Annotated in this window: 16 protein-coding genes; 1 reads left to right on the top strand and 15 read right to left on the bottom strand. The window is 53.1% G+C overall.

The genetic code is table 11. The features are described from left to right. The first annotated feature begins 35 nt into the window (after positions 1 to 35). A complete protein-coding gene (gene yieH, locus RS584_RS23310) occupies positions 36 to 701 on the top strand; it encodes a 6-phosphogluconate phosphatase (protein ID WP_315748723.1) in 666 nt (221 codons plus the stop codon). A 94-nt stretch (positions 702 to 795) separates the two neighbouring features. Here yieH and phoU read toward each other — a convergent pair whose 3' ends face one another. The 15 genes from phoU to atpA form a co-directional block, all read right to left on the bottom strand. Further along, positions 796 to 1521, bottom strand: coding sequence for a phosphate signaling complex protein PhoU (gene phoU, locus RS584_RS23305; protein WP_003861153.1), 726 nt, complete (start codon positions 1519 to 1521; stop codon positions 796 to 798). Positions 1522 to 1547: 26 nt separating this feature from the next. After that, positions 1548 to 2321 carry a phosphate ABC transporter ATP-binding protein PstB gene (pstB, locus tag RS584_RS23300; protein WP_003861154.1) on the bottom strand — a complete coding sequence of 258 codons (774 nt, stop codon included), beginning with the start codon at positions 2319 to 2321 and terminating at the stop codon, positions 1548 to 1550. Positions 2322 to 2368: 47 nt separating this feature from the next. Continuing rightward, positions 2369 to 3259, bottom strand: a complete 891-nt coding sequence (gene pstA / locus RS584_RS23295; RefSeq protein ID WP_003861156.1) for a phosphate ABC transporter permease PstA — start codon at positions 3257 to 3259, stop codon at positions 2369 to 2371. Next, complete coding sequence (gene pstC / locus RS584_RS23290; protein ID WP_015570141.1) at positions 3259 to 4218, bottom strand: phosphate ABC transporter permease PstC; 960 nt, start codon at positions 4216 to 4218, stop codon at positions 3259 to 3261. Before pstC ends, pstA begins: the two co-directional genes overlap by 1 nt. 128 nt (positions 4219 to 4346) lie before the next feature. Then, positions 4347 to 5387 (bottom strand): phosphate ABC transporter substrate-binding protein PstS, encoded by a 1041-nt coding sequence (gene pstS, locus RS584_RS23285; RefSeq protein WP_017383706.1) that lies wholly within the window; start codon positions 5385 to 5387, stop codon positions 4347 to 4349. A gap of 246 nt (positions 5388 to 5633) precedes the next feature. After that, positions 5634 to 6710: a fimbrial protein StgD gene (gene stgD / locus RS584_RS23280; RefSeq protein WP_315748722.1), complete on the bottom strand. Its 1077-nt coding sequence runs from the start codon at positions 6708 to 6710 to the stop codon at positions 5634 to 5636. Positions 6711 to 6719: 9 nt separating this feature from the next. Next, on the bottom strand, positions 6720 to 9245 hold the full coding sequence (locus RS584_RS23275; protein ID WP_315748721.1) for a fimbria/pilus outer membrane usher protein: 2526 nt from the start codon (positions 9243 to 9245) through the stop codon (positions 6720 to 6722). 17 nt (positions 9246 to 9262) lie between these two features. After that, on the bottom strand, positions 9263 to 9946 hold the full coding sequence (locus tag RS584_RS23270; RefSeq protein ID WP_315748720.1) for a fimbrial chaperone: 684 nt from the start codon (positions 9944 to 9946) through the stop codon (positions 9263 to 9265). Positions 9947 to 10017: 71 nt separating this feature from the next. After that, complete coding sequence (locus tag RS584_RS23265) at positions 10018 to 10599, bottom strand: chaperone-usher fimbrial major subunit (protein ID WP_315748719.1); 582 nt, start codon at positions 10597 to 10599, stop codon at positions 10018 to 10020. A 416-nt stretch (positions 10600 to 11015) separates the two neighbouring features. Next, positions 11016 to 12845 (bottom strand): glutamine--fructose-6-phosphate transaminase (isomerizing), encoded by a 1830-nt coding sequence (glmS, locus tag RS584_RS23260; protein WP_315748718.1) that lies wholly within the window; start codon positions 12843 to 12845, stop codon positions 11016 to 11018. Between the two features lie 225 nt (positions 12846 to 13070). Beyond that, positions 13071 to 14441 carry a bifunctional UDP-N-acetylglucosamine diphosphorylase/glucosamine-1-phosphate N-acetyltransferase GlmU gene (glmU, locus tag RS584_RS23255; RefSeq protein ID WP_032646648.1) on the bottom strand — a complete coding sequence of 457 codons (1371 nt, stop codon included), beginning with the start codon at positions 14439 to 14441 and terminating at the stop codon, positions 13071 to 13073. Between the two features lie 138 nt (positions 14442 to 14579). After that, the gene (locus tag RS584_RS23250; protein WP_006177560.1) at positions 14580 to 14999 is read right to left on the bottom strand and encodes a F0F1 ATP synthase subunit epsilon; all 420 of its coding nucleotides are present in this window, start codon (positions 14997 to 14999) and stop codon (positions 14580 to 14582) included. A 20-nt stretch (positions 15000 to 15019) separates the two neighbouring features. Further along, the gene (gene atpD / locus RS584_RS23245; protein WP_015570150.1) at positions 15020 to 16402 is read right to left on the bottom strand and encodes a F0F1 ATP synthase subunit beta; all 1383 of its coding nucleotides are present in this window, start codon (positions 16400 to 16402) and stop codon (positions 15020 to 15022) included. 31 nt (positions 16403 to 16433) lie between these two features. Next, positions 16434 to 17297, bottom strand: a complete 864-nt coding sequence (gene atpG / locus RS584_RS23240; RefSeq protein ID WP_003862364.1) for a F0F1 ATP synthase subunit gamma — start codon at positions 17295 to 17297, stop codon at positions 16434 to 16436. A 51-nt stretch (positions 17298 to 17348) separates the two neighbouring features. Beyond that, complete coding sequence (atpA, locus tag RS584_RS23235) at positions 17349 to 18890, bottom strand: F0F1 ATP synthase subunit alpha (RefSeq protein ID WP_003862367.1); 1542 nt, start codon at positions 18888 to 18890, stop codon at positions 17349 to 17351. Positions 18891 to 18901 lie beyond the last annotated feature (11 nt).

The raw sequence follows: 18901 nt of genomic DNA, 5'->3' as shown, positions 1-18901 counted from the left end.
GTACGAAAACGTTAAACTTGTTAAAAGGGAAAGGCATGTCCGGAATTGAAGCGGTATTTTTCGACTGTGACGGTACGCTGGTCGACAGTGAGGTCATTTGTTCCCGCGCGTATGTCGCCATGTTCCAGGAATTTGGCATTGCGCTCGATCTCGAAGAGGTGTTTAAACGCTTTAAGGGCGTGAAGCTGTACGAGATCATCGACATCATTAACGAAGAGCACGGGGTGGATCTGGTGAAAGCGGATCTGGAACCGGTGTACCGCGCCGAGGTCGCACGCCTCTTCGACGCCGAGCTGGAAGTTATCGCCGGCGCTAACGCGCTGCTGGATGCGATGACGGTGCCGATCTGCGTAGTCTCTAACGGACCGGTCAGCAAAATGCAGCACTCGCTCGGCAAGCTGGAGATGTTGCACCACTTCCCGGAAAAACTGTTCAGCGGCTACGATATCCAGCGCTGGAAGCCCGATCCGGCGCTGATGTTCCACGCGGCGAAGGCGATGAACGTCAACGTGGAGAACTGCATTCTGGTGGATGACTCATCTGCCGGCGCGCAGTCAGGGATTGATGCGGGGATGGAGGTGTTTTACTTCTGCGCCGATCCGCACAACAAGCCGATCGACCATCCAAAAGTGACAACCTTTACCGATCTGGCGCAGCTGCCAGCGTTGTGGAAGGCGCGCGGGTGGGATATTACTCGCTGAGTATTTCCCTCACCCCGACCCTCTCCCCAGGGGAGAGGGAGAAAACCGAATTGTCCCCTCTCCCTGTGGGAGAGGGTTAGGGTGAGGGTAAAAATCACTCTTTCGGATCTTTACCCGCCAGCAGCTTGTCCAGCTCGTCGCCGCCCACGTGTCGGAAATCCTGCCCCTTCACGAAATAGAAAATGTATTCGCAAATGTTCTGGCAGCGGTCACCGATACGCTCGATGGAGCGCGCGCAGAACAGCGCGGTCAGTACGCTTGGAATGGTACGTGAATCTTCCATCATGTAGGTCATCAGCTGACGCACAATGCCTTCGTATTCCTGGTCAACTTTCTTGTCTTCACGGTAGATACGGACCGCTTCGTCCAGATCCATGCGCGCGAAAGCGTCCAGCACGTCGTGCAGCATCTGCACGGTGTGGCGCCCGAGAGACTCCAGGCTCACCAGCAGCGGCTGGTGCTGCTGGGAGAATTTCTCCAGCGCGGTACGGCAGATTTTATCCGCCACGTCACCGATACGCTCCAGCTCGGCGATGGTTTTGATGATCGCCATCACCAGACGCAGGTCGCTCGCCGTCGGCTGACGCTTCGCAATGATGCGCACGCAGGCTTCGTCGATGGCGACTTCCATCATATTGACGTTGTGGTCGCCTTCAATAACGCGCTTCGCCAGCTCGCTGTCCTGGTTGTGCATCGCCGTGATCGCATCAGAAAGCTGCTGCTCGACCATGCCGCCCATGGTCATCACCTGGGTGCGAATGCTTTCCAGCTCTGCGTTAAACTGGCCGGAAATGTGTTTATTAAGATTGAGGTTGTCCATGGTTTCTCCACATGCACTAAGGCAAATCAACCGTAGCGGCCAGTAATATAATCTTCGGTTTGTTTCTTCGCCGGACGAGTGAACAGCGCGTCCGTATCGCTGAACTCAATCAACTCGCCCAGATACATAAACGCCGTGTGGTCAGAACAACGTGCAGCCTGCTGCATGTTGTGGGTCACGATCACCACGGTGTAATCCTGCTTCAGCTCGGTGATCAGCTCTTCGATACGCCCGGTTGAGATCGGGTCCAGGGCTGAGCACGGCTCATCCAGCAGCAAGACTTCCGGGCGAATGGCGATACCGCGCGCAATGCACAGACGCTGCTGCTGACCACCGGAGAGAGAGTACCCACTCTGGTGAAGTTTATCTTTGGTTTCGTTCCATAATGCGGCCTTGGTCAATGCCCACTGCACGCGCTCGTCCATATCCGCACGGGAGAGCTTCTCAAACAGACGCACACCAAAGGCGATGTTGTCATAGATCGACATCGGGAACGGCGTGGGTTTCTGGAATACCATCCCCACTTTCGCACGCAGCAGGGCGATATCCTGGGTATTGGTCAGGATGTTGTCACCGTCCAGCAGAATTTCACCTTCTGCGCGCTGCTCCGGATAGAGCGAATACATTTTGTTAAAGGTGCGCAGCAGCGTGGATTTGCCACAGCCGGACGGACCGATGAATGCCGTTACCTGGTTCTTTGCGATATCCAGATTGATATTCTTCAGGGCATGGAATTTGCCGTAGTAGAAGTTCAAATCACGAACCTGAATCTTACCCGGGGCAGTATCAACCATACTCATTGACTCATTTCCTCATTCGGCGCCGCGATGTGCCGCGCCGTAAAAATTTAACCGTGTTTCTTCTTCGCGAAAATGACGCGCGCCAGAATGTTCAGCAACAGTACACAAAGGGTGATGATCAGCACCCCGGCCCAGGCCAGCTGCTGCCATTCCGCGAATGGGCTCATCGCAAATTTAAAGATCGTCACCGGCAGGTTGGCGATCGGCTGCATCATGTCCGTGCTCCAGAACTGATTGGAGAGGGCGGTAAACAGCAGCGGTGCGGTTTCACCGGCGATACGGGCGATAGCCAGCAGGATACCGGTCATGATCCCCGAGACGGACGCTTTCAGGGTGATAGCCGAAATCATCTTCCATTTAGGCGTACCCAGCGCGTAAGCCGCTTCACGCAGGCTGTCCGGCACCAGTTTCAGCATGTTTTCAGTGGTACGAATAACGATAGGCACCTGCAACAGCGCCAGCGCAATCACACCCGCCCAGCCGGAGAAGTGTTCCATTTGCGCCACCACGATGGTGTAAACAAACAGACCCACGACAATCGACGGGGCAGAAAGCAGAATGTCGTTAATGAAGCGGATGACTTCAGCGATCCAGGACTTGCGGCCATATTCCGCCAGATAGATACCCGCCATGATGCCCAACGGCGTACCGAAAACGGTCGCCCACAGGATCAGCAGGCCGCTGCCCGCCAGGGCGTTTGCCAGACCGCCACCCGCCGTGTTCGGCGGCGGCGTCATCTCGGTGAACAGCGCCAGGGACATTCCATCAATACCCCGGGTGATGGTGGACATCAGGATCCAGATCAGCCAGAACAGGCCGAACGCCATCGTTGCCATGGAAAGCGTCAACGCAATGCGGTTTTTAATCCGGCGCTTTGACTGCATTTTGCGACGGGATTCCGCAAGCTGAGCGGTGTTTTGCATGTCGAGAGTTGCCATTAGCGTGCCCCCTCGTTTTTAGCCAGACGCATAATCATCAGCTTGGAGATAGCCAGCACAATAAAAGTGATAACAAACAGGATCAGACCCAGTTCCATCAGCGCGGCGACGTGCAGCCCGGATTCCGCTTCGGCAAATTCGTTCGCCAGCGCAGAGGTAATACTGTTCCCCGGCATATAAAGCGAGGCGCTGTCGAGCTGGTAGGTGTTGCCGATGATAAAGGTGACCGCCATGGTTTCACCCAGCGCGCGGCCTAAGCCCAGCATAATGCCGCCAATCACCCCGTTTTTGGTGAACGGAAGGACGATGCGCCAGATAACTTCCCAGGTGGTGCAGCCGATGCCGTAGGCGGACTCTTTCATCATCACCGGGGTTTGTTCGAAGACATCGCGCATGACCGCCGCAATGTACGGAATAATCATGATGGCGAGGATCACACCTGCCGCCAGAATGCCGATACCGAATGCCGGGCCGGAGAACAGCGCCCCCACAAACGGAATGGCAGAGAGAACGTTACCGACCGGCTCCTGGAAGTACGTCGCAAACAGCGGCGCGAAGATAAACAGGCCCCACATGCCGTAAACGATACTTGGGATGGCCGCCAGCAGTTCAATGGCGATACCCAGCGGACGTCGCAGCCAGCCTGGCGCCAGTTCCGTCAGGAACAGGGCAATACCAAAGCTCACCGGAACCGCAATCAGCAGGGCGATAAAAGAGGTCACCAGCGTGCCGTAAATCGGCACCAGCGCACCGTAAATATCGTTCGGCGCATCCCACTCTTTGGTCCACAGGAAGGCGAAACCAAATTTTTGAATGCTCGGCCAGGAGGAGAAAATCAGGGACACGATAATGCCGCCCAGCAGCAATAGCACAATCAGCGCAGCCAGTTTCACCAGCGCGCTGAAAATCATGTCACCTTTTTTACCCGGAGGGTTAAATGCAGGCTTGGTTGCAGCCATAAATTACTCTTCTGTTTGAGACGTTTTTACGAATATGCCCGGTGGCGCTAACGCTTACCGGGCCTACAGGATGAACCGTAGGGCGGGATCGCTGCGCGCCACCCGCCATCTTCGTTAAATATATCCTGTTAGTACAGCGCTTTACCGCTGCTGTCTTTCACGTTGGTTTTCCATGCAGCACGAATCTGCTCAACCACGCTGTCCGGCAGGCTGGCGTAATCCAGGTCGTTCGCCTGTTTGCCGCCGTTCTTGTATGCCCAGTCGAAGAACTTCAGTACTTCAGCACCCTGCTCAGGCTTCTTCTGCTCTTTGTGGACCAGAATGAAGGTGGTAGACGTGATAGGCCATGCATCGTCGCCTTTCTGGTTGGTCAGGTCCTGCGCGAAGGATTTGCTCCAGTCAGCGCCTTTCGCGGCGTTGGCGAAGTTCTCTTCGGTCGGGCTAACCGGTTTGCCGTCGGCAGAAACCAGTTTGGTGTAAGCCAGGTTGTTCTGCTTAGCGTAAGCGTATTCTACGTAACCGATGGAGCCTGGCAGACGCTGTACGAAGGCTGCGATACCGTCGTTGCCTTTACCGCCCAGACCGGTTGGCCAGTTAACGGTAGAGCCGGAACCGACTTTAGATTTCCACTCTTCGTTCACTTTCGCCAGGTAGCTGGTGAACACGAAAGAGGTACCAGAGCCGTCAGCACGACGAACCACCGCGATATTCTGCGAAGGCAGCTTAACGCCCGGGTTCAGCTTAGTGATGGCTTCGTCATCCCATTTTTTGATTTTACCCAGGTAGATGTCACCCAGGGTTTTGCCGTCCAGCACCAGCTCGCCTGACTTCAGGCCAGGGATGTTAACAGCCAGCACAACGCCGCCGATCACGGTCGGGAACTGGAACAGGCCTTCCTGATTCAGTTTTTCATCAGACAGAGGGGCATCTGACGCGCCGAAATCAACGGTGTTAGCGGTAATTTGTTTTACGCCACCGGAGGAGCCGATACCCTGATAGTTGACCTTGTTACCGGTCTCTTTCTGGTAGGTATCTGCCCATTTGGCATACACCGGCGCAGGGAAGGTTGCACCAGCGCCAGTCAGGCTTGCTGCTGCAAAGGCAGAGAAAGCGCTCATCGATAAGGTCGCGGCGACAACAGTTGCGACAGTGGTACGCATAACTTTCATAATGTCTCCTGCAAGGATTTCGTAAATCATTGTTTAAGTGGCTACGATGAGCAAAATAGGACAAACAGGTGACAGATAAATGTACGAAATATGACAGTTTTATGACAATGCAAAATGAAAGATTAACTCATTGAGAGAAAAGGTTTTTAATTCAAAGTAATGTCATATTTTTGTCACAGTGATACAAATAAGCCTGGTGCAAAAGGCTAAAAATGACAACGGCTGTCATAAACAGCCGTTGGAGGATTAGTGTTCAATTTCGAGGGTGATTGTTGCGTAAGCTTCAAAGGCGCCCGGTTTGGGCTGGGCCCCCGTTGCACTGGCAGGCGCGGCGGAAAAGGTGAGCGAATTGTTTTCGGCGCCACCAGTGTTTATTCCCTTATCCATGTCCATTTTTCCGCCATTCACATTGACCTGACGATCCCACTTGTCGTACACGGTGATACCCACATCATCGTTACCGTTGACTTTCATCATCATGGCATCTGTATCGACAGGATCGGCACGGAAGGTAGAATAGACAATATCTTCATCCAGCATGCCCGTACACTGCACCTGAATCGTCTTTTTCACCTTGCGACCGCTCACGGCAGCGCCTTTGGTGGAGGAAAAGTCAGTGGCAGGGATTTTGCCGAAATCAATTTCCAGCGTCTGGCCTGGGGCTATCTCACAGTTCTGTGGAACCACGATATCACCGACGATTCTTATTTCCGCCATTTTGTCTGTGCTGGCAGTGGAGGAAGCCTCGTCCAGCCCGCCATAGAGATCGGCCACCACCGTGCCGGGTACGCTAATCCGGCCAATAAAGGGCTTATTAATTAAAAAGGAGACCTGTATTTTTGACCCTGTATCCAGGGTGACCTCATCCCCCTCTTCACCCGGGGCATAGCAATAGGTCCCATGGGTCATTTTGTTTGGTTCAGCAGTGAATGGGACAGGAATGAAATCCCGCCCCAGCACCTGTACGGACGTAGCAATGCTGAGATTGTCACTGAGTCGGTAATAGGTATAGCCGTTTATTACCCGGTCCGGGCTCAACATTGACCGCGCGGTGTAGTACATCGTGCGAAATGTTGTCGTAAAATGGGTCAGGCAATCACATTGAGCCTTGTAGGTCGTGGATGCGGACAACGTTTCCAGATCTCTCACCTCTGTACTGGCTTTATTTTTATCCGCCGGAATCTGTTTGCCGTTTAAGTTAAGATTATAGATGTTGGCTCCCCCCACCGTATGGCATATGCCATCGCCAGTCGTGTAGGCCTTGCATACCGGCGTCATAAGCATCGTCAGCGCGGTTAAAAACAGCTGTGTCCTGAATTTCATGTCATTTCCCTATTGGCATACTGCCGATACCTGTACCAGCCCAACCCCTTCAGGCTGGCGAAGGCGATAGTTAACCGGGCAGGCGATCGCTGCTTTATCTGCGCCCCATGTCAGTACAAACGCGCCCTCCTCTGGCATTCCAGAGAGATAGAGCTCTCCATTTTCACCGGCAATGCCGCTTACGGTGCCCGTTGACAGATTTGCCGTGGCCATTGCGCCAAACGGTACGGGTTTCCCGTTCTTTTGCCTCACGCTAAACAGGACGCGATAGCCCACGTGAGTGGCAAACTCCGCTCGTACTACCGCGCCGCGCGTCGGGATGACGCTGAGTATGCTGTTATCAATTTCAACATTGGCCTTCGCAAAATAGTCACTGTCTATCTCTACCCTGTTTTCATCATAAGCGTTGAGCTGAGTCTGCACCGTGTAGCCACGCCAGTCCGTCGCTTTACCGGTGCCGTTTTCCAGCCCCAACCCGGCAGCACCGGGGGCTTTCACCAGCGCTACGGTTTCGCCCATCTCTTGTGAGAACGTTATCCCGTCGCCGTGCGCCAGAATGCCTCCCTTAACACCATAATTAAGGCGCTGATTATCCTGGTTATAGTCGTAACTGGCGTTCACCGAACCATAGGTACCGTCATACCCCATTCCTGCACTGTTGTTGTACGCATCGTCATCCGCATCATAAGATTGCTGTACGTTCCAGGAGAGGTTATGCGCATCCAGCGCAGTACCGCTCAACCCAACCTGATGCATGCCTTTCCCATGATTATTCTGCGTAAAGCCGTAGTTGACGTAACTGTCATGCAGCCAGCCTGAAAGCGGTACGGAGAGCGATAGCATAAAAATTTGTTCGCTCTGCGGGCTGTTGCGGGAATCTCTGTCTGAGGTGTTATGGGCGGACGTGAGTGAATCGGTATAGTTCCAGGAGACGTTCCACGAAATATTGCGCCAGTAATTGCTGTAGCCCAGCTGCACCAGCCGCTCGACTTCATCCGTTTTCCAGTACTGCTGGCGGCTCAGCGTAAGATAGATATTTCCCATCCCGTCGCCGAAGTTTTGCGTCCATGTCCCTTCCAGCCGGCTACGGCGGTTACCCGTGGTCCAGAAATCACTGTCATTATTCTGGCGAGATGCCCACTCGTTCAGGGTGTAGTAGCCCTGTGTGGAGTATCGGTACCCGACCAAACGAAACGTGGTATTGGTATCATCAAAACGTTTGGAGTAAAGAAAACGGTAGGATTGCCCGCTCTCGTCCTCGCTATCTTCAAACTGAGCGCGAGCATGCGTAACGTCCACAGAAATAGCCCCAAGCGATCCCATATCTTTCCCCAGCCCCATCGCGGCGGAAGTATAGTCACTTGCAGCCTGCACGCCGCCGTATAAGGTCACGCCCGCAGGCAAACCACGTAACACCTGCGCCTGGAAGAGGGTCGGCTGAAAGTCGTTTTGATCGCGCAGTTCTCCTACGCTGAGATCGACATCGGTTTGGTCTTCACGCTTCAGGATCGCCAGCGAGGCGTAAGGCTGAGTAAAATGTTGCTCGCTACCGTCCTCCTCTTTGATGGTGACATCAAGGTCGCCACCTGAATTGGTCGTGTTTAAATCCTTGAGCGCAAACGCCCCCTGCGGCACGGCCGACTGGTAAATGATGTAACCATTTTGCCGCACAATAACCGTCGCGTTGCTTTTCGCAACACCACGCACCACTGGTGCAAATCCTGTCAGGCTCGAAGGCAGCATGTCATCGTCAGTATAGAGACGCATACCGCGCACCTGCGTACCGTCAAATACCTCGCTCGCCGTCCACGTGTCTCCCAGCATGATTTGGCTGCGCAATGCTGCAATATTACGCTGCACGTAGGTACTAATTGAATGGTAACTGGAGTGCCCATCCGTAACGTTCAGCGTACTGTAGTTGCGTAAACGCCATGCCCCCAGGTTGGCACCGTTGCGCAGGTTGAGATAATAAAAATCATCTTTATCTCCCTCGCTGGCGTGCACCGTGCTTGAGCCGGAAAAATGGTAGTTCACCATGAGCGCATTGATGCCCTCATCCCAGCGTGAAGGGCTGATAAATCCACGCGCAGCAACATCAATATAAATTTGCGGAAGAGTGACGTTGAGCTGAAGTTTATCGGTATCGAATGTCCAGGTTGATCCGGGTACAAGCGGTGCGGGATCCAGACAGGTTTTTTCATCAATATTGTTAAGCGTCTTAATTGCAGCGACTTTGACGCCCAGTTCAGCGAGTACGGTTTTAACGTTAGAAAAGCAAGGATGCAGACTGCGGGTTGTCGTATCCTCACTAAAGGTCACATCCCGACGGTCAACGTATTCGCCGTTAACCTGGATATCAACCTTATAGTTCCCGGCTGGCAGGTTGTTAGCGCGGTTAAACTGGTGAATATCGATATCCACCGGATGATCAATTTCAAGAAGCGCAGGGTTGAACATATCCCTGGCAGTTGCCTCGCTGGATAAACCAAGAAACACCCCTGAAGCAAGCGCGATGAAAAAACGGGAACACTCCATAAAAAACAATCCTTTGTTTAAAGCGCTACTTTTATATCCTGGCTAATCGCACCGAAATCATTCACAAACCGCCAGACCAGAGCGCGGCCGTTAACGCCTTCAGGGAGCGGCAAATGTAAGGTTTCAAAAGGCGGGACAATGTTTAGCGGCACATCTTTGCCGTCAACAGTCACATTCATTACATTGATATGGAGCGGCGTTGGATTTTCCAGAATCAGTTGCCGATTCTGAACGTGCCACTTCACACGTGAAGCGGCACGTTCAGGAGTGATATTCAACGTTGCGGGACGCCAGAAGAGCTTAATACGCGTCTTAATTGCGATTTCAAGGGAATTAGGTTTTCCACTGGTTGGTGGGATGTTCTTAATATTCAGCCAGAATACTGACTCACGATCCTGAGGGAGTTCGCCCTGTATTTTCATAATGCGCAGTACTTTTTCCTGTCCGGCCTCCAGGCGCGAGACAGGGGGAATAACGGTAAAAGGCGGTTTTCTTGCTGTTTGAATATTATTAAACGGATCGATCCAGGTCTGGATAAGATAAGGAATCGTCGCTTCATTATTCTTTATAGTAATAGTCGCGTCAGATTTATCAATTAAATAAATTACTCGAGTGCCACCAATAATAACCCCTGCGGATGCCAGCGTAGAAATACCGGTAAGATAACACGCGAATAACACACCTACTATTCGTCCTGGCATATTAATATCCTTCAATACATAAAGGAGCCTGTTATGAGAATTGATTGCAGGCTCCGGACCAAGTATGACGATTACTTCAGATATTCGATGGTAAACTGAGAATCAGCGTTAGCAGTACCTGGCGTCACCACCGCTAGCGTCTGTACAAACTTCGCTTTGAAGCCCATATCTGCTTTACCGTCAGTAATGGCAACGTATTTAGAATTGTTATAAAGAGGGATCGCGGTATCATCGCTCAGGTTGAACAGCTTGATCGCTACACCTGTCGCGGCGATTGCCTGACCATCGCCACTGTACTGGCCGTCTGTACCCGCCTCACCATTAACCGGGGTTCCGATTGACAGATAACCTTTACCAATAGTGTCCTTATCTTCGGTACCATCAAAACGCACCGCAGCCTGAGTATAGGTTGCCGGGCATTTATCCAGTCGAATGTGGAAATCCTTAACAGACGCTGTTGAATCAACACCAGCGAACGTCGTAACGGCAACGCGACCAATGTTGACAATTTGATCGGCAGTATCTGAAGTCACTTCACACGCTGAGTCAATCACTTCACCACGGAAATGAACGGTACCGTCAGCCGCTAACGCTGCACCTGATAAAAAAGTAGAAGATAAAACCAGCGCACTGGCTAAGACGTTTAATTTCATAATACACTCCATAAATTATATTATTTATTTAGGCTGCATTAATGCAGATAAATAAAACACACCATCCTTTAAAGCGAACGCGATATTACAGCGCACCCCTGACATATGACAATTATGTTTTTTACCCGAGATTAATACGAATAAACTGTAGAAATATCAGCAATAGATAAATAGAAATACATGATATTTAAAATGTGTGATTTTATTTTTTTCGGGATTTTTTTAGGAATATATCTATATCTTTTCTTGAAAGAATGCACCAACAGATCATTATTTACGCAAAGAATAATAAAATGCTGTTGGCTTAAAATATGTAACGGGATGTAAAAGAAACAAAAAAGGTGGGGGGATAATTATTACAACATAAAGGAATAATAAGAGGCTGGCTTAAAAAGACAGCCTCTGTAGTTAGGGTATTATTCGACGGTAACAGACTTCGCCAGATTTCGCGGCTGGTCAACGTCGGTGCCTTTGATCAGCGCGACGTGATAAGCCAGCAGTTGCAGCGGAACGGTATAGAAGATCGGCGCAATCACCTCTTCCACATGCGGCATCTCGATGATGTGCATGTTGTCGCTGCTGGCGAAACCGGCATCTTTATCCGCAAAGACGTACAGTACACCACCACGGGCGCGCACTTCTTCGATGTTAGATTTCAGTTTTTCCAGCAGTTCGTTGTTCGGTGCCACCACGATAACCGGCATATCCGCGTCGATCAGCGCCAGCGGGCCATGTTTCAGTTCACCTGCCGCGTAAGCTTCAGCGTGAATGTAAGAGATCTCCTTCAGCTTCAGCGCGCCTTCCAGCGCAATCGGATACTGATCGCCACGACCCAGGAACAGGGAGTGATGTTTGTCAGAGAAATCTTCCGCCAGCGCCTCAATGCGTTTGTCCTGAGACAGCATCTGCTCGATACGGCTCGGTAACGCCTGAAGGCCATGCACAATGTCGTGTTCAACGGAGGCATCCAGACCTTTCAGACGCGCCAGTTTCGCCACCAGCATCAGCAGAACGGTTAACTGAGTGGTAAACGCCTTGGTGGAAGCCACGCCAATTTCAGTGCCGGCTTTGGTCATCAGCGCCAGATCGGATTCACGTACCAGCGAAGAACCCGGCACGTTACAGATGGCCAGCGAGCCCAGGTAACCCAACTCTTTAGACAGACGCAGCGCCGCCAGGGTATCGGCCGTTTCGCCAGATTGAGAAAGGGTGATCATCAGGCTGTTACGACGCACCGCAGATTTGCGGTAGCGGAACTCAGACGCGATTTCCACATCACACGGCACGCCCGCCAGAGATTCAAACCAGTAGCGCGAGACCATACCGGAGTTATAAGAGGTACCGCAGGCCACGATCTGAATATGCTCGACCTTGCCGAGCAGTTCGTTGGCGTTTGCGCCCAGCTCGCTCAGATCCACTTCGCCGTGGCTGATGCGCCCGGTCAGGGTGTTTTTGATGGCGTTTGGCTGTTCGTAGATCTCTTTCTGCATGTAGTGACGGTAAGCACCTTTGTCGCCCGCGTCGTATTGCAGGTTTGATTCGATCTCCTGACGCTTAACCTGCTCGCCTTTCGTGTCGAATACGGTCACGCTGCGACGCGTCACCTCGGCAATGTCTCCCTCTTCCAGGAAGATAAAGCGACGGGTAACCGGCAGCAGCGCCAGCTGGTCGGAAGCGATAAAGTTTTCACCCATGCCCAGACCAATCACCATCGGGCTGCCGGAACGCGCGGCCAGCAGCGTGGACGGGTCGCGGGAATCCATGATCACCGTACCGTAAGCACCACGCAGCTGAGGGATAGCGCGCAGCACCGCATCACGCAGTGTACCGCCCTGTGCCAGCTCCCAGTGCACCAGGTGAGCAATCACTTCGGTGTCGGTTTCAGAGACGAAGGTATAGCCGCGCGCTTTCAGTTCTTCACGCAGCGGTTCGTGGTTTTCGATAATGCCGTTGTGCACCACCACAATGTGTTCAGACACATGCGGGTGTGCGTTGCCTTCAGATGGCTCACCGTGGGTCGCCCAGCGGGTGTGCGCAATACCGGTGCCACCGTGCAGCGGATGGTCTTCCGCAGCCTGGGCCAGCATCTGCACTTTACCGAGACGACGCAGACGGGTCATATGACCTTCTGCATCGACCACAGCCAGACCGGCTGAGTCGTAACCACGGTATTCCAGACGACGTAAACCTTCGAGAAGGATTTCAGCAATATCACGCTGCGCAACTGCGCCAACAATTCCACACATAGTTAGATTTCCTGATTATGGCGTTATGCCATGCGTTGTCGCTGACCTGTATTTGCCCTTTCCGGGCGCCCCGAGCCTTGTAGAGAGTGGGGTTATTTTTATGGGTACTGCTTGTGGGGGGAGATATATATTTATCTCCTCACCCGGGTTTGCCTGATGTCGGCAACGCCTTATCAGGCCTACTCAATCGTAGGGCGGGTAAGCATAGCGCCACCCGCCTTGTTGTTACTTCTTCTTCACCGGGCGTTTCCAGCCCTGCTTGCTGACCTGCGGCACACGGCTTAACACCAGCTCGTTCTCGGCCACATCGCGCGTAACGGTTGTCCCGGCGGCAATGGTCACGCCTTTGCCCACGGTGACGGGCGCCACCAGCTGGGTATCGGAGCCTACAAACACATCATCACCGATGATGGTTTTAAACTTATTGGCACCGTCATAGTTACAGGTGATAGTTCCAGCACCGATGTTTACGTTGTCGCCAATTTCCGCATCGCCCAGATAGGTCAGATGACCGGCTTTCGAGCCCTTACCCAGACGCGCTTTTTTCATTTCCACAAAGTTACCTACGTGAGCGCCTTCCAGCAGCTCAGCGCCCGGGCGCAGACGCGCAAACGGGCCGATGGTACATGCCGCCTCAAGATGGGCATCTTCCACCACGCTGTACGGGCTGATTTCGCAGTCGTCACCGATCACGCTGTTTTTAATCACGCAGCCAGTGCCGATTTTGACGCGGTTGCCCAGCGTGACGTTACCTTCCAGGATAACGTTAGTATCTATTTCAACGTCACGCCCGTGGGTCAGCGTGCCACGCAGATCGAAACGCGCCGGATCGCGCAGCATAACGCCCGCGAGCAACAGCTTTTCTGCCTGCTCGGACTGGTAAATACGCTCCAGGCGAGAAAGCTGAAGGCGGTTGTTTACCCCGTCCGTTTCGCTGATACGCGCCGGGTGAACGGCGGCAATCTCACGCCCTTCCTGGTACGCCATCGCAATGATGTCGGTGATGTAGTATTCACCCTGCGCGTTGTTATTGTTGAGTCTGGACAGCCAGCGCTTCATATCCGCACCGTTCGCAATCAGGATGCCGGTGTTGATCTCCTGAATCTGGCGCTGTTCGTCAGTGGCATCTTTATGCTCAACAATCCCGGTCACGTTGCCGTTTTCACGCGTAATGCGGCCATAGCCGGTTGGATCGTCCAGTACGACGGTCAACAAACCGATGCCGCCCTGCGGTTTGGCTTCACGCAGGCGAGTGAGGGTTTCAACGGAGATCAGCGGGACGTCGCCGTAGAGCATCAGGATATCTTCATCATCAGCGAAGAAGGGTGCAGCCTGCTGCATCGCATGGCCTGTACCCAACTGTTCTGCCTGTAGCACCCAGTTGAGATTGTCGTCACGCAGCGTTTTTTTCAGCAGATCGCCGCCATGTCCATAAACCAGATGCACCTGGCTGGCGCCTAATTCATTCGCTGCATCAATAACATGCTGAACCATTGGCTTTCCTGCCAGCGTGTGGAGCACCTTAGGCAGATCGGAATACATGCGGGTACCTTTGCCTGCGGCAAGGATCACCACGCTCATCGCACTGTTTAACATACGCATCCTGACGGTAGTTTGTGTGAGAAGTAAAAACGTTTGATGCTTAAAATTCTACATCTTTTTCATCATGAATTAAGGCCGAAAAAAAAAGCCAGCCTGGGATCCAGACTGGCTTTTGTGCTTTTCAAGCCGGTGTTACATCGCTTTTTTGGTCAACTCGATAACGCGCAGTTTCGCGATCGCTTTGGCCAGCTCCGCAGACGCCTGAGCGTAATCCACGTCACCATGAGAGCTGCTAATGTGCTCTTCAGCCTTACGCTTCGATTCCAGGGCTCGCGCTTCGTCGAGATCCTGGCCACGAATAGCGGTATCGGCCAGAACGGTCACACTGCCTGGCTGCACTTCAAGAATGCCGCCGGACAGATAGATAAACTCTTCATGACCGAACTGTTTAACGATGCGGATCATACCAGGCTTAATGGCGGTGAGCAGCGGTGCGTGACCCGGGAAAATACCCAGTTCACCTTCACTACCCGTTACCTGGATTTTCTCGACCAGACCAGAGAACATTTGTTGCTCTGCGCTGACGACGTCCAGGTGGTAAGTCATTGCCATATCACCCTCCGATTAAGGCGTTAAAGTTTTTTGGCTTTTTCCACGGCTTCTTCGATGGAACCAACCATGTAGAACGCCTGCTCTGGCAGGTGATCGTATTCGCCTTCCATGATGCCTTTAAAGCCACGGATGGTGTCTTTCAGGGAAACGTATTTACCAGGAGCACCGGTGAATACTTCCGCAACGAAGAACGGCTGGGAGAGGAAGCGCTGGATCTTACGCGCACGTGCTACCACCAGTTTGTCTTCTTCTGACAGTTCATCCATACCCAGGATGGCGATGATGTCTTTCAGTTCCTGATAACGTTGCAGCAGGGACTGTACGCCACGCGCGGTGTCGTAGTGCTCCTGGCCAACAACCAGTGGATCCAGCTGACGGCTGGTGGAGTCCAGCGGGTCAACGGCCGGGTAGATACCCAGAGACGCGATCTGACGGCTCAGTACCACGGTTGCATCTAAGTGAGCAAAGGTGGTGGCTGGGGATGGGTCAGTCAAGTCATCCGCAGGTACGTATACCGCCTGAACGGAGGTGATAGAACCGGTTTTGGTAGAGGTGATACGTTCCTGAAGAACACCCATCTCTTCCGCCAGCGTAGGCTGATAACCTACCGCTGAAGGCATACGACCCAGCAGCGCAGATACTTCCGTACCGGCCAGGGTATAACGGTAGATGTTATCAACGAACAGCAGAACGTCACGGCCTTCGTCACGGAACTTCTCAGCCATGGTCAGGCCGGTCAGCGCAACGCGCAGACGGTTTCCTGGTGGCTCGTTCATCTGGCCGTAAACCAGGGATACTTTATCCAGAACGTTGGAGTCGGTCATTTCGTGGTAGAAGTCGTTACCCTCACGAGTACGTTCACCCACGCCCGCAAACACGGAGTAACCGGAGTGCTCGATCGCGATGTTACGGATCAGCTCCATCATGTTTACGGTTTTACCTACACCCGCACCACCGAACAGACCGACTTTACCGCCCTTCGCGAACGGACACATCAGGTCGATAACTTTGATGCCGGTTTCCAGCAGTTCCTGAGAGCTGGACAGCTCTTCGTAGGAAGGTGCCGCGCGGTGGATAGCCCAACGCTCTTCTTCACCGATGTCGCCTTTCATGTCGATTGGCTGACCCAATACGTTCATGATACGACCCAGTGTTGCTTTACCTACCGGGACTTCGATCGGGTGCTCAAGGTCTTTTACTTCCAGACCACGACGCAGACCGTCGGAAGAACCCATGGCGATGGTACGCACGATACCGCCGCCGAGCTGCTGCTGAACTTCCAGCACCAGGCTCTCGTTACCATTCTGTACCTCAAGCGCGTCGTACACGCGTGGTACGGCGTCCTGAGGGAACTCGACGTCCACCACGGCGCCGATTACCTGGACAATCTTTCCAGTAGCCATCTTGAATCCTCTACGTAATTCGTAAACCTGGTTAAACCGCGGCGGCCCCCGAGACGATCTCGGTGAGTTCCTGAGTAATGCTGGCCTGACGAGCTTTGTTGTAAACCAACTGCAGCTCTTTAATCAGGCTGCCGCCATTATCGGTCGCGGCTTTCATCGCCACCATTCGTGCGGCCTGCTCGCTGGCCAGGTTTTCTACAACGCCCTGATAAACCTGAGATTCAACGTAACGACGCAGCAGGGTATCCAGCAGCGGTTTCGGATCGGGTTCATACAGGTAATCCCAGGCTTTCTGTTTCAGCTCGTCATCTTCTGATGCCGGTAACGGCAGCATCTGAGTGAGCGTAGGCACCTGAGACATGGTGTTAATAAATTTGTTGCTGACAACGTACAGTCTGTCCAGACGGCCTTCATCGTAGGCCTGCAACATCACTTTAACCGGGCCGATCAGTTCGGACAGGGACGGGTTATCACCCATACCGGTCACCTGAGCGACAATGTTGCCGCCAACGGAGTTAAAGAAAGAGACGCCTTTAGAGCCAATCAGTGCCAGATCGCACTGAACGCCTTTATCGGACCAGCCTTTCATATCCGCCAGCAGTTTTTTGAACAGGTTAATGTTCAAGCCGCCACACAGACCACGGTCAGTCGACACCACCAGGTAGCCCACGCGCTTAACGTCGCGTTCTTCCAGGTAAGGGTGCTTATATTCCAGATTACCGTTTGCAAGGTGACCAATCACTTTGCGCATGGTCTCTGCATAAGGACGGCTGGCCGCCATGCGATCCTGCGATTTACGCATTTTGGAAGCGGCGACCATCTCCATCGCTTTAGTGATCTTTTGCGTGTTCTGGACGCTTGCGATCTTACTACGTATCTCTTTTGCGCCGGCCATGAGCTTCTCCTCAATGCCAGACGGCTTGTCCTGAGACAAGCCGCCGGACGATTACCAGGATTGGGTTGCTTTGAAGGAATCGAGGATAGCTTTCAGCTTGCCTTCGATTTCGTCGTTATAGCCACCGGTCTGGTTGATCTCTTGCATCAGCGGAGCGTGATCACGGTCGACGTAAGCCAGCAGAGCGGCTTCGAAGCTACCGATTTTCGCCAGTTCCACATCTTCGAGGTAACCGCGTTCAGCCGCGAACAGTACCAGGCCCTGCTGAGCAACAGACATTGGCGCGTACTGTTTCTGCTTCAGCAGCTCGGTCACTTTCTGACCGTGGCTCAGCTGTTTACGGGTTGCTTCGTCCAGATCGGATGCGAACTGAGAGAACGCAGCCAGTTCACGATACTGTGCCAGCGCGGTACGGATACCACCGGACAGTTTCTTGATGATCTTGGTCTGAGCAGCACCACCCACACGGGATACGGAGATACCCGGGTTAACCGCCGGACGAATACCGGAGTTAAACAGGTTGGTTTCCAGGAAGATCTGACCATCGGTAATGGAGATTACGTTGGTCGGAACGAACGCAGAAACGTCACCCGCCTGGGTTTCAATGATCGGCAGAGCGGTCAGAGAACCTGTTTTACCCTTCACTTCACCTTTGGTGAAGTTCTCGACGTATTCCGCGTTAACGCGGGAAGCACGCTCCAGCAGACGAGAGTGGAGGTAAAATACGTCGCCCGGGAATGCTTCACGTCCTGGTGGACGACGGAGCAGCAGGGAAACCTGACGATAAGCAACGGCCTGTTTAGACAGGTCATCGTATACGATCAGCGCATCTTCACCGCGGTCACGGAAGTATTCGCCCATTGCGCAACCGGCGTATGGCGCCAGGTATTGCAGTGCAGCAGATTCAGACGCGGTTGCTACCACAACGATGGTGTTAGACAGCGCGCCGTGCTCTTCCAGTTTACGAACCACGTTGGAAATGGTGGACGCTTTCTGGCCGATAGCCACGTACACACATTTGATGCCGGAATCACGCTGGTTGATGATGGCATCGATTGCCATCGCGGTTTTACCGGTCTGACGGTCACCGATGATCAGTTCACGCTGACCACGACCGATTGGGATCATGGCGTCAACGGACTTATAACCCGTCTGCACTGGCTGATCAACGGACTGACGGTCGATAACGCCTGGTGCGATAACTTCAATTGGGGAGAAGCCATCGTGCTCAACCGGACCTTTACCGTCGATTGGCGCACCCAGGGTGTTAACAACGCGACCCAGCAGGCCACGGCCAACCGGTACTTCCAGAATACGGCCAGTACACTTAACCTTCATGCCTTCGGCAAGGTCAGCGTATGGACCCATCACAACGGCACCTACGGAGTCGCGCTCCAGGTTCAGTGCGATAGCGTAACGGTTACCCGGCAGGGAAATCATCTCACCCTGCATACAATCGGCCAGGCCGTGGATGCGGATAACACCGTCACTTACAGAAACAATAGTACCTTCGTTGTGAGCTTCACTCACAACATTGAACTGAGCAATGCGCTGCTTGATCAGTTCGCTGATTTCGGTGGAATTCAGTTGCATGCTCCAGTCCC

Source organism: Enterobacter sp. DTU_2021_1002640_1_SI_PRY_ASU_LCPMC_013 (assembly GCF_032389435.1).
GTDB classification, from domain to species: domain Bacteria; phylum Pseudomonadota; class Gammaproteobacteria; order Enterobacterales; family Enterobacteriaceae; genus Enterobacter; species Enterobacter hormaechei_C.
The sequence above is the reverse complement of the archived record's forward strand: the minus strand, read 5'-3'. Positions and strand labels throughout refer to the sequence as shown.

Bases quoted from the DNA above. Each gene is read 5' to 3' on its own strand.
- yieH (WP_315748723.1), top strand. From the start codon at position 36: ATGTCCGGAATTGAAGCGGTATTTTTCGACTGTGACGGTACGCTGGTC.
- phoU (WP_003861153.1), bottom strand. From the start codon at position 1,521: ATGGACAACCTCAATCTTAATAAACACATTTCCGGCCAGTTTAACGCA.
- pstB (WP_003861154.1), bottom strand. From the start codon at position 2,321: ATGAGTATGGTTGATACTGCCCCGGGTAAGATTCAGGTTCGTGATTTG.
- pstA (WP_003861156.1), bottom strand. From the start codon at position 3,259: ATGGCAACTCTCGACATGCAAAACACCGCTCAGCTTGCGGAATCCCGT.
- pstC (WP_015570141.1), bottom strand. From the start codon at position 4,218: ATGGCTGCAACCAAGCCTGCATTTAACCCTCCGGGTAAAAAAGGTGAC.
- pstS (WP_017383706.1), bottom strand. From the start codon at position 5,387: ATGAAAGTTATGCGTACCACTGTCGCAACTGTTGTCGCCGCGACCTTA.
- stgD (WP_315748722.1), bottom strand. From the start codon at position 6,710: ATGAAATTCAGGACACAGCTGTTTTTAACCGCGCTGACGATGCTTATG.
- RS584_RS23275 (WP_315748721.1), bottom strand. From the start codon at position 9,245: ATGGAGTGTTCCCGTTTTTTCATCGCGCTTGCTTCAGGGGTGTTTCTT.
- RS584_RS23270 (WP_315748720.1), bottom strand. From the start codon at position 9,946: ATGCCAGGACGAATAGTAGGTGTGTTATTCGCGTGTTATCTTACCGGT.
- RS584_RS23265 (WP_315748719.1), bottom strand. From the start codon at position 10,599: ATGAAATTAAACGTCTTAGCCAGTGCGCTGGTTTTATCTTCTACTTTT.
- glmS (WP_315748718.1), bottom strand. From the start codon at position 12,845: ATGTGTGGAATTGTTGGCGCAGTTGCGCAGCGTGATATTGCTGAAATC.
- glmU (WP_032646648.1), bottom strand. From the start codon at position 14,441: ATGTTAAACAGTGCGATGAGCGTGGTGATCCTTGCCGCAGGCAAAGGT.
- RS584_RS23250 (WP_006177560.1), bottom strand. From the start codon at position 14,999: ATGGCAATGACTTACCACCTGGACGTCGTCAGCGCAGAGCAACAAATG.
- atpD (WP_015570150.1), bottom strand. From the start codon at position 16,402: ATGGCTACTGGAAAGATTGTCCAGGTAATCGGCGCCGTGGTGGACGTC.
- atpG (WP_003862364.1), bottom strand. From the start codon at position 17,297: ATGGCCGGCGCAAAAGAGATACGTAGTAAGATCGCAAGCGTCCAGAAC.
- atpA (WP_003862367.1), bottom strand. From the start codon at position 18,890: ATGCAACTGAATTCCACCGAAATCAGCGAACTGATCAAGCAGCGCATT.